The following is an 8,798-nucleotide window of genomic DNA, read 5'->3' as shown; positions in this document are numbered from 1 at the left end:
TGTTGCGGCGGCCGAAGCTCAGCAGCTGCACGAAGCCGACGTAGAAGAAGATGCCTTCGAACACGACGTAGAAGGCGATCAGGTCGCGCAGCAGGCGCTGGTCGGCTTCCGGCGTGCCGGTGTGGAAGCTTTCGTCGGCGAGGCTCTGGGTGAACGGCAGGCTCCAGGCGGCCTTGTCGTGGATGCTCGGCACTTCGCGGTACATGTTGAAGACTTCGGCTTCGTCGAGGCCGAGGCTTTCGATGCAGTACTGGTAGGCGTGCGTGTGGATTGCTTCCTCGAAGGCCTGGCGCAGCAGGTACTGGCGGCATTCCGGGTTGGTGAGGTGGCGATAGACGGCGAGCACCAGGTTGTTCGCGACCAGGCTGTCCGCCGTCGAGAAGAAGCCGAGGCTGCGCTTGATGATCATGCGCTCGTCTTCGGTCAGGCCGTTCGGGTCCTGCCAGAGCGCGATGTCCGCGCTCATGTTGATTTCCTGCGGCATCCAGTGGTTGTTGCAGGCGTCCAGATACTTCTTCCAGGCCCATTCGTACTTGAACGGGACCAACTGGTTGAGGTCGGCGCGGCAGTTGATGATCTTCTTGTCATCGACCTGGATGCGGCGGGCACCGATGGTGATGTCTTCGAGCCCGGTGGCGCCGGATTCGACCTTGGCCTGCGTCGGCGTCAGCTTGAATTCGCTGGCTTCCGGGATGCGCGGCGTCGGTGCCGGCGTTGGCGCGGCATAGACCGGGCGGGCGGCGGATGCGGCGATGCGCGGTGCGGCGACGATCGGATCGATCGCCGGAGCGGAGGGTGCAGCGGGGGCGTCGTCCCAGTCGAGCATGTCGGGTTCTCCGGATTCAGAAATGTTCAATATGTTTATTTATACACCCATCGCCTGAGGCGACGGGCAGGAATTGGGCAGCACCACAGACACCGACGCCCGGCGGGACCAGGTCCGGCCGGGCGTGGCACCGCTGGCGCTGCGGCCGGCTACTGGCACGCCTCGCAGTCCGGATCGAGGATCGAGCAGACCTTCGGCGCCGTCGGTTCGCTGGCCGCGGCCAGCGAGGCCGGCTTGGCTGCGGACTTGGCGGCCGGTGCCGACTCGGATCCCTTGCTGACGTTGTTGAGACGGCCGTCCTGGATGGTGGTCTTCTCGGCGTGCGTCGCACCCAGCGTGCGCAGGTAATACGTGGTCTTCAGGCCGGACAGCCAGGCGTGGCGGTACATCTCGTCGAGCTTCTTGCCCGACGGTGCGGCCATGTACAGGTTCAGCGACTGCGCCTTATCGATCCACTTCTGGCTACGCGAACCGGCGTCGACCAGCACCTTGGCGTCGATCTCGAACGCGCACTTGTAGATCTGCTTGATCTCGGCCGGGATACGGTCGATCTTCTGCACGCTGCCGTCGAAATACTTGAGGTCATGAACCATGACTTCGTCCCACAGATCAAGCGCCTTCAGCTCGTTGGCGAGGTATTCGTTGACGACGGTGAAGTCGCCGGACAGGTTCGATTTGACGTACAGGTTCTGGTAGACCGGCTCGATCGACTGCGACACGCCGGTGATGTTGGCAATCGTCGCCGTCGGCGCGATGGCCATGGTGTTCGAGTTGCGGATGCCGGTGGTCTTGATCTGGGTGCGCAGCGCGTTCCAGTCGAAAGCTCCGGATTCCTGGGTGTCCTGCTTCAGGTACTGGCCACGGGCATCGGCCAGCAGCTTGATCGAGTCCAGCGGCAGGATGCCCTGGTCCCACAGCGAGCCCTTGAAGCTGGCGTAGGCGCCGCGCTCGACGGCGAGATCGGCCGAAGCCTTGATCGCGTGGTAGCTGATCGCTTCCATCGAACGATCGGCGAAGTCGATCGCCGCATCGGACTCGTAAGGAATGCGCAGCTTGAACAGCGCATCGTTGAAGCCCATCACGCCCAGACCCACCGGGCGGTGACGCAGGTTGGAGTTACGCGCCGTGGCCACCGAGTAGTAGTTGTACTCGATGACGTTGTCGAGCATGCGCATCGCGGTGGTGATGGTGCGCTCCAGCTTCGCGACGTCCAGCTTGCCGTCGACGATGTGCGCCGGCAGGTTCACCGAGCCCAAGTTGCAGACCGCGATTTCCTGGTTCGCCTTGGTGTTCAAGGTGATTTCGGTGCACAGGTTCGACGAGTGCACGACGCCGACATGCTGCTGCGGCGAGCGCAGGTTGCACGGGTCCTTGAAGGTGATCCACGGGTGGCCGGTTTCGAACAGCATCGACAGCATCTTGCGCCACAGATTCAGCGCCGGAATGCGCTTAAAGTTCTTGATCCGGCCCTGATCGGCGAGGGTTTCATACTCGGCGTAACGGGCTTCGAACGGCTTGCCGTAGAGGTCGTGCAGGTCCGGCACTTCTTCCGGGCTGAACAGGGTCCACTGGCCTTCTTCCATGACCCGCTTCAGGAACAGATCCGGCACCCAGTTGGCGGTGTTCATGTCATGGGTGCGGCGACGGTCATCGCCGGTGTTCTTGCGCAGTTCGACGAACTCTTCGATGTCGCGGTGCCAGGTTTCCAGGTAGCCGCAGACCGCGCCCTTGCGCTTGCCACCCTGGTTGACGGCCACTGCGGTGTCGTTGGCCACCTTCATGAACGGCACCACGCCATTCGATTTGCCGTTGGTGCCCTTGATCCAACCACCCATGCCGCGCACCGGCGTCCAGTCGTTACCTAAACCGCCGGCAAACTTGGACAGCATCGCGTTGTCGTGGATGGCGTTGAAGATGCCGTGCAGGTCGTCCGGGATTTGCGTCAGGTAGCAGCTCGACAGCTGCGGACGCAGGGTGCCGGAGTTGAACAGGGTCGGCGTCGACGACATGAAGTCGAACGAGGACATCAGCGTGTAGAACTCGATCGCGCGGGCTTCGCGGTCGATCTCGTTCATCGCCAGGCCCATCGCCACGCGCATGAAGAACGCCTGCGGCAGTTCGAAGCGGGTCTTGTTGCTGTGGATGAAGTAGCGGTCGTACAGGGTCTGCAAGCCGAGGTAATCGAACTTCGCGTCGCGTTCCGGCAGCAGGGCGGCGCCGAGGCGCTCGAGATCGAACAGGCACAGCTTCGAGTCGACCAGTTCCAGCTCGGAAGCCTTGTGGATGAACTCGCGGAAGTAGTCGCTGTAGACGGCCTTCATGTCCTCGAAGGTTGGACGCGAATCCGGCATGCCGAGGAACTTCAGCGCTTCGTGGCGCATGGCGTCGCAGAGCAGGCGGGCCGACACGTAGGTGTAGTTCGGCTCCTTCTCGATGCGGGCGCGAGCGGGGAGGGTCAGCGCCTGGCTCAGCTCGGTTTCGGAAATGCCTTCGTACAGGTCACGCAGCGCGGAAGTCAGCACTTCGGCTGCATCGACACCGCTCAGGCCGGCGCAGGCTTCCGAGACCACGCGCTGCAGGCGGGCTTCGTTCAGCGGCAGCAGGCGGCCGTCGTCCATCTTGACGTTCAGCGCCGGGGCGACGACGGCAATGGTCTTCGACGCGGTTTCGGCTGCGCGGGCGCGGGCGCGCTCTTCGCGATACAGCACGTAGTCGCGGGCAACCTTGTGCTCGCCGGCACGCATCAGGCCGAGTTCGACCTGATCCTGGATATCTTCAATATGCAGGGTTCCGCCGCCGGACAGATGGCGGGTCAGCGCGTGGACGATCGACTGGGTCATCTCGGCGACCTTGTCGCGAACCCGGGCGCTGGCGGCCGCTTGGCCACCTTCGACAGCCAGGAAAGCCTTGGTCAGCGCGATGGCGATCTTGTTGGCGTCGAAATTCGTCAATTTTCCGTTGCGACGGATGACCTTGATAGCGCCCGGCGCGGTCGCGGCCAGTTCAGCGGCGCTGACGGCGGGGGCGGAATTCTGTCCGGCGCCGGTGGCGCGTGCGGGGGATGGCGTAAGGTTTTGTGTTTGCATGATTTTCGGATTCTCCCCAAGGCGGCGGGCGGTGCGGCGGGTGTGATTGCGACCCGGGACGTCCCGGGAGATTCCCCCGGCAGATCAATATATAGGGGTTAAAATTGCGGTCAACCCCAATATGCTGTGGTTGAAGCTGTGGATAGCACTGGAATGGCCAGTGCAAAAGCTGTGCATAAATGGCCTAAGCCAAGGTCACGATTGCAGTTGTCGGTGATGCAAGCCGCGTGACCCATACGCGCCGCCGCCGTTCGGAGCCGACAAACGGTTTGACTGCATCGCGAGGCATTCGTCACAGCCTGGCCCGTTGCGCGAGCCCTTGGGTAACGATTGCCCATGGCTGCCCCAGTCCAACTCGGGCTGGCCCAGGATTTGCTCGGGGATTTCGGCAAAAGCCGTCAGGTATTGCCAAACGAGGGAGAACTGTCGACCTGGTCGCGGTTGAGATCGAATGGGACCTCCTGCCGGGTTCTTAAAACTGAGACATTCGCTAAGCTAGTCTTCGTTGCAATTAAGACTCAATTTCCTCCTGTTCCTTCCCCGAAATCAGGAAAACAAAAAAATGATGCTGCTGCCTGTCCTTCTCGCCGGCGGTGCCGGCTCGCGGCTTTGGCCGTTGTCGCGTGAGCAATATCCCAAGCAGTTCCTGGCGCTGACCAACTCCTTCAGCCTGTTGCAGAACACGGCGCTGCGCACCCAGATCCTGCCGAACGTCGTCGCTCCGCTGGCGGTTTGCGCCGAGGGCCATCGTTTCATCGTCGCCGAGCAGTTGCGCGCCGTGAACATGGGCCAGGCCAAGGTGCTGCTCGAGCCGGAAGGCCGTAACACCGGTCCGGCCACCACCTGCGCCGCACTGTGGGCGCTGGAAACCTACGGCCCGGAAACGATTCTGTTCGTGATGGCTGCCGATCACACGATTCCTGACGAAGCCGCGTTCGCGAAGGCTTCGGCCATTGCCGTCGAGGCTGCGAAGGCCGGGCATATCGTCAGCTTCGGCATTCAGCCGACCCATCCGGAAACCGGCTTCGGCTACATCAAGGCCGGCGCCTCGATCGGCGTCGACGGCGCCAGCAAGATCGATGCATTCGTCGAGAAGCCGCCGCTGGCCAAGGCCGAGGAATTCCTCAAGCAGGGCGGTTATTACTGGAACGGCGGCATGTTCCTGTTCCGGGCCGACGTTTTCCTGGCGGAAGTGAAGCGCCTGGAGCCGGACATGCTGATTGCCTGCGAGCGCTCCTTGGCGAAGGCCAAGCGCGATACCGATTTCGTCCGCCTCGACGGTCCTTCGTTCGGCGATGCCCGCAATGAATCGATCGATTACGCGGTGATGGAAAAGACCGAGAAAGCGGCGCTGGTGCCGCTCGATGCCGGCTGGGACGATGTCGGCTCCTGGAACTTTCTCGCCAAGCTGCCGGCCGTCGATCCGCGCGGCAATCTGGCGCGTGGCGACGTGATGGTCGAAGACTGTGACGGCACCCTGGTGCACGGCACACATCGTCTGGTCACCGTGCTCGGCCTGAAAGACACCGTTGTCGTCGAAACCGTCGATGCGGTGCTGGTGGCCTCGCGTGATCGCCTGCAGGACGTCAAGAAAGTCGTCAATCGGCTGAAGGCGGCGGGCCGCAGTGAAGCGGTGGCACGGCCGCGCGTCTACCGGCCTTGGGGCTGGTACGAAACGATCTCGCTGTCCGATCGCTTCCAGGTCAAGCGCATCCTGGTCAAGCCGGGCGAAAAGCTCAGCCTGCAGATGCACCACCACCGTGCCGAGCATTGGGTGGTGGTCAAGGGCACCGCGCGGGTCACCAATGGCGACAAGGTGTTCCTGCTGGGTGAGGACGAATCGACCTACATCCCGCTGGGCCATTCTCACCGCCTGGAGAACCCGGGCAAGGTGCATCTGGAACTGATCGAAGTGCAGTCCGGCAGCTACCTCGGCGAAGACGACATCGTTCGCTTCGAAGATGTCTACGGCCGCACGCCGGAAGCGGCGGGCATGCCCTGAAGTCCCGGCCGGGTGTAGCCGCAGCCCTTGCGGCTACACCCGGCAACGTTGTGTAGTCAGAGCGCGCGTTGATTGACGCGCGTTGACAGCTCAGCCGCCGATTCCCGGCGTTCGCTGTAGCGATCGACCAGATGGGTCGACACCTCACGCGTAAGCAAGGTGAACTTGACCAGTTCTTCCATCACGTCGACGACCCGGTCGTAGTAGGACGACGGTTTCATACGGCCGTCCTCATCAAACTCCAGAAATGCTTTCGCGACCGAAGACTGGTTGGGGATCGTGATCATCCGCATCCATCTTCCGAGGATGCGCATCTGGTTCACGGCGTTGAACGACTGCGAGCCGCCGCTGACCTCCATTACCGCCAGGGTCTTGCCCTGTGTTGGCCGCAGTGCGCCGATGCTGAGGGGAATCCAGTCGATCTGCGCTTTCAGGATGCCGGTCATCGCGCCATGCCGTTCCGGCGACGTCCAGACCATGCCTTCGCACCACGCTGCCAGCTCACGCAGTTCCTGCACTTTCGGGTGCGACTCCGGCGCGCCGTCGGGCAAGGGCAAACCGGCAGGATCGAAGACGCGGGTCTCGGCTCCCATCGCCTGCAGCAGACGCTCGGCCTCGAAGGTCAGCAGCCGGCTGAATGAACGCTGCCGCAGCGAGCCGTAGAGCAGCAGGATGCGCGGCGCGTGCGTCGTTCGTATCAATGGGCTCAGGGCATCGAGCGACGGCCGCCGGAACTCGGCAGCGTCGACATTCGGAAGATCAGCGAGGAGGCTGGACACGCTTGCCCTCCGCATCGATCACCGCTTCGCCATCTTCCTTCGCGAAGGCACCGCGCTGAGCCGCTGGCAACAGGTCGAGCACGCGTTCCGACGGCCGGCACAGGCGCACGCCCAGCGGCGTCACCACGATCGGGCGGTTGATCAGGATTGGATGCTGAAGCATGAAGTCGATCAGTTCGGCATCGGTCCACTTCGGATCGGCGAGGCCCAACTCGTCATACAGCGTGCCCTTGTCACGCAGCACGCTGCGCACCGGCACGGCCATCTTCGCGATCAACGCAACCAGTGTGGCGCGGTCCGGCGGCGTCTTCAGGTATTCGATGACGCGGGGTTCGATGCCGGCGTTGCGGATCATCGCCAGGGTGTTGCGCGAGGTTCCACAGGCGGGGTTGTGATAGATCGTGATGGTCATGGAGAGACTGCGGTGATGGAGGTTGCCGAGGGTGATGGCCACAGCCAGGTGCCGAGCAGGCCGCCGGCTGCGGTGCCGGCCAATTGCGCGATGACGAAGCCGGGGACATCAGCCGGTGCAATGCCGGCAAAGGTATCGCTCAGGCTGCGAGCGAAGGTCACCGCCGGATTCGCGAACGACGTCGACGAGGTGAACGCATAGCCGGCCACGATCCAGGCCGCGACCAGCAAGGGTGTCCAGGCCGGACGCGTGGCCAGTGAGCCGAGAATGCTCAGCATCAAGCCGGCGGTGGCAACGAACTCGCCGGTCCATTGTCCGGAGCCGTGGCGTGCGTGCTCGCTGAGCTGCAGCAGTGGCAGATCGAACATCACGTGCGCCAGCAGCACGCCGCCGATCGCGCCAGCGAGTTGCACCGGGAGATAGGCAAGGAAAGCACGCCACGACAATTCACCGCGCGCCCAGAACAGTGCCGAAACCGCCGGATTGAAGTGCGCACCGGACAGCGGCCCGAACACGCTGATCAGCACGATCAGCCCGGTGCCGGTGGCAATCGCGTTCAGCAGCAACGCCAGTGCCGCGTTTCCGGCAGCGAGCCGCTCGCCCATGATCCCCGAGCCGACGACGATCGCCAGCAGCAATGCGCTGCCAAGGAATTCGGCGGCAAGGCGACGAGGCAGGCTGACGATGTTTCTCACGGCTTGGCCGGCCCGCAGCAGGCGATCGGCGAGCAAGCGGCAGTCGTGCCTCGGCAGCAGTTCTCGGTGAGATAGCCGAGCAGCGCATTCATCGCCTCGTAGTTCGCCGAATAGATGACATAGCGCCCGTCCTGCCGCGACCGGACAAGGCCGGCATGCAGCAGCTCCTTCAAATGAAACGACAGGCTGGCCGACGCCACCGACAAACCATCGGCCAGCCGCCCGGCCGCCAGACCGTCCGGCCCGGCTTCAACCAGCATCCGGTACACCGATAGACGTGTTTCCTGCGCGAGAGCGGCGAGGGCAACCACAGCCGAATTGATTTCCATATTTCAACATTAGTCAAAATATAAAATTGATTCAAGTCCGGAAAATCGGGGTCAGATACAGATTACGAACGGTCGTCCCAGCATCGCCAGTCCGCCGCCACCGCTACAGTGCGGCATGGCACCTCCGCCGACCCTTCCGCCGCTGTCGCAGGCCTTCCGCTTCGTGCTCGGTCACGAGACGCAGGCGCTCGTGCGGACGGTGCGGCCGACCGATCTGCCGTACTTCGTCAGTGGCTACGCGCGGCTGTCATCGGAATCCCGGCATCTGCGCTTCTTTTCACAGGCTTCGGAGTTGAGCGCCAAGCAGCTCGATTTCCTGACCCATCCCGATCACCGCGGCCACGAAGCCTGGGGCGCGCTGGACATGAAATTTGCCGAGCCGATCGGTATCGGCGTCGCCCGTTACATCGCCATGCCGGAGCGTCCGGGCGTGGCCGAAGTGGCGCTGACCGTGATCGACGCCTACCAGCGCATCGGCGCCGGTTCGCTGCTGCACGCCTGTCTGCATCTCACGGCATCGCGGCAGGGCTATCGCACCTTCTACTACGACGTGCTGTGGGAGAATTCCGGTTTCCTGCGCTATCTGAAATCCTTGGGCGGCAAGGTTGTTGGCTCGGAGGCGGAGGTTGCCAGCATTGAGATGCCGATCTACGGATCATCGATCGAGGT

General features: G+C 63.2%; 8 protein-coding genes. 2 read left to right on the top strand and 6 right to left on the bottom strand.

Annotated elements, in window-relative coordinates; all coding sequences use genetic code 11:
- Both QZY06_RS15595 and QZY06_RS15590 read right to left on the bottom strand, forming a co-directional pair.
- A partial coding sequence (locus QZY06_RS15595; protein ID WP_295685986.1) for a ribonucleotide-diphosphate reductase subunit beta occupies positions 1-826 on the bottom strand: 826 nt, incomplete at its 3' end.
- Between the two features lie 149 nt (positions 827-975).
- Positions 976-3,912 carry a ribonucleoside-diphosphate reductase subunit alpha gene (locus QZY06_RS15590; protein ID WP_295685985.1) on the bottom strand — a complete coding sequence of 979 codons (2,937 nt, stop codon included), beginning with the start codon at positions 3,910-3,912 and terminating at the stop codon, positions 976-978.
- 565 nt (positions 3,913-4,477) lie between these two features.
- On the opposite strand from QZY06_RS15590, the gene QZY06_RS15585 reads away from it, so the two are divergent.
- Positions 4,478-5,914: a mannose-1-phosphate guanylyltransferase/mannose-6-phosphate isomerase gene (locus tag QZY06_RS15585; protein WP_295685984.1), complete on the top strand. Its 1,437-nt coding sequence runs from the start codon at positions 4,478-4,480 to the stop codon at positions 5,912-5,914.
- 56 nt (positions 5,915-5,970) lie between these two features.
- On the opposite strand, the gene arsH is transcribed toward QZY06_RS15585, so the two are convergent.
- From arsH to QZY06_RS15565, 4 genes are read right to left on the bottom strand one after another with little or no spacing between them, the layout of a single operon-like run.
- Positions 5,971-6,708 carry an arsenical resistance protein ArsH gene (arsH, locus tag QZY06_RS15580; protein WP_295685983.1) on the bottom strand — a complete coding sequence of 246 codons (738 nt, stop codon included), beginning with the start codon at positions 6,706-6,708 and terminating at the stop codon, positions 5,971-5,973.
- Positions 6,674-7,105 (bottom strand): arsenate reductase (glutaredoxin), encoded by a 432-nt coding sequence (gene arsC, locus QZY06_RS15575; RefSeq protein ID WP_295685982.1) that lies wholly within the window; start codon positions 7,103-7,105, stop codon positions 6,674-6,676. The genes arsH and arsC overlap by 35 nt, the downstream gene beginning before the upstream one ends.
- Positions 7,102-7,836 (bottom strand): MIP/aquaporin family protein, encoded by a 735-nt coding sequence (locus tag QZY06_RS15570; protein WP_295685981.1) that lies wholly within the window; start codon positions 7,834-7,836, stop codon positions 7,102-7,104. Before QZY06_RS15570 ends, arsC begins: the two co-directional genes overlap by 4 nt.
- A complete protein-coding gene (locus QZY06_RS15565; RefSeq protein ID WP_295685980.1) occupies positions 7,797-8,129 on the bottom strand; it encodes a helix-turn-helix transcriptional regulator in 333 nt (110 codons plus the stop codon). Before QZY06_RS15565 ends, QZY06_RS15570 begins: the two co-directional genes overlap by 40 nt.
- Before the next feature lie 115 nt (positions 8,130-8,244).
- Here QZY06_RS15565 and QZY06_RS15560 point away from each other — a divergent pair.
- Positions 8,245-8,798 (top strand): N-acetyltransferase (locus QZY06_RS15560; protein ID WP_295685979.1); only part of this gene is annotated, 554 nt, incomplete at its 3' end.

The organism is uncultured Nevskia sp. (assembly GCF_903885465.1).
Classification (GTDB): domain Bacteria; phylum Pseudomonadota; class Gammaproteobacteria; order Nevskiales; family Nevskiaceae; genus Nevskia.
Note: the sequence above shows the minus strand (reverse complement) of the source record. Positions and strands in the feature narration are given on the sequence as shown.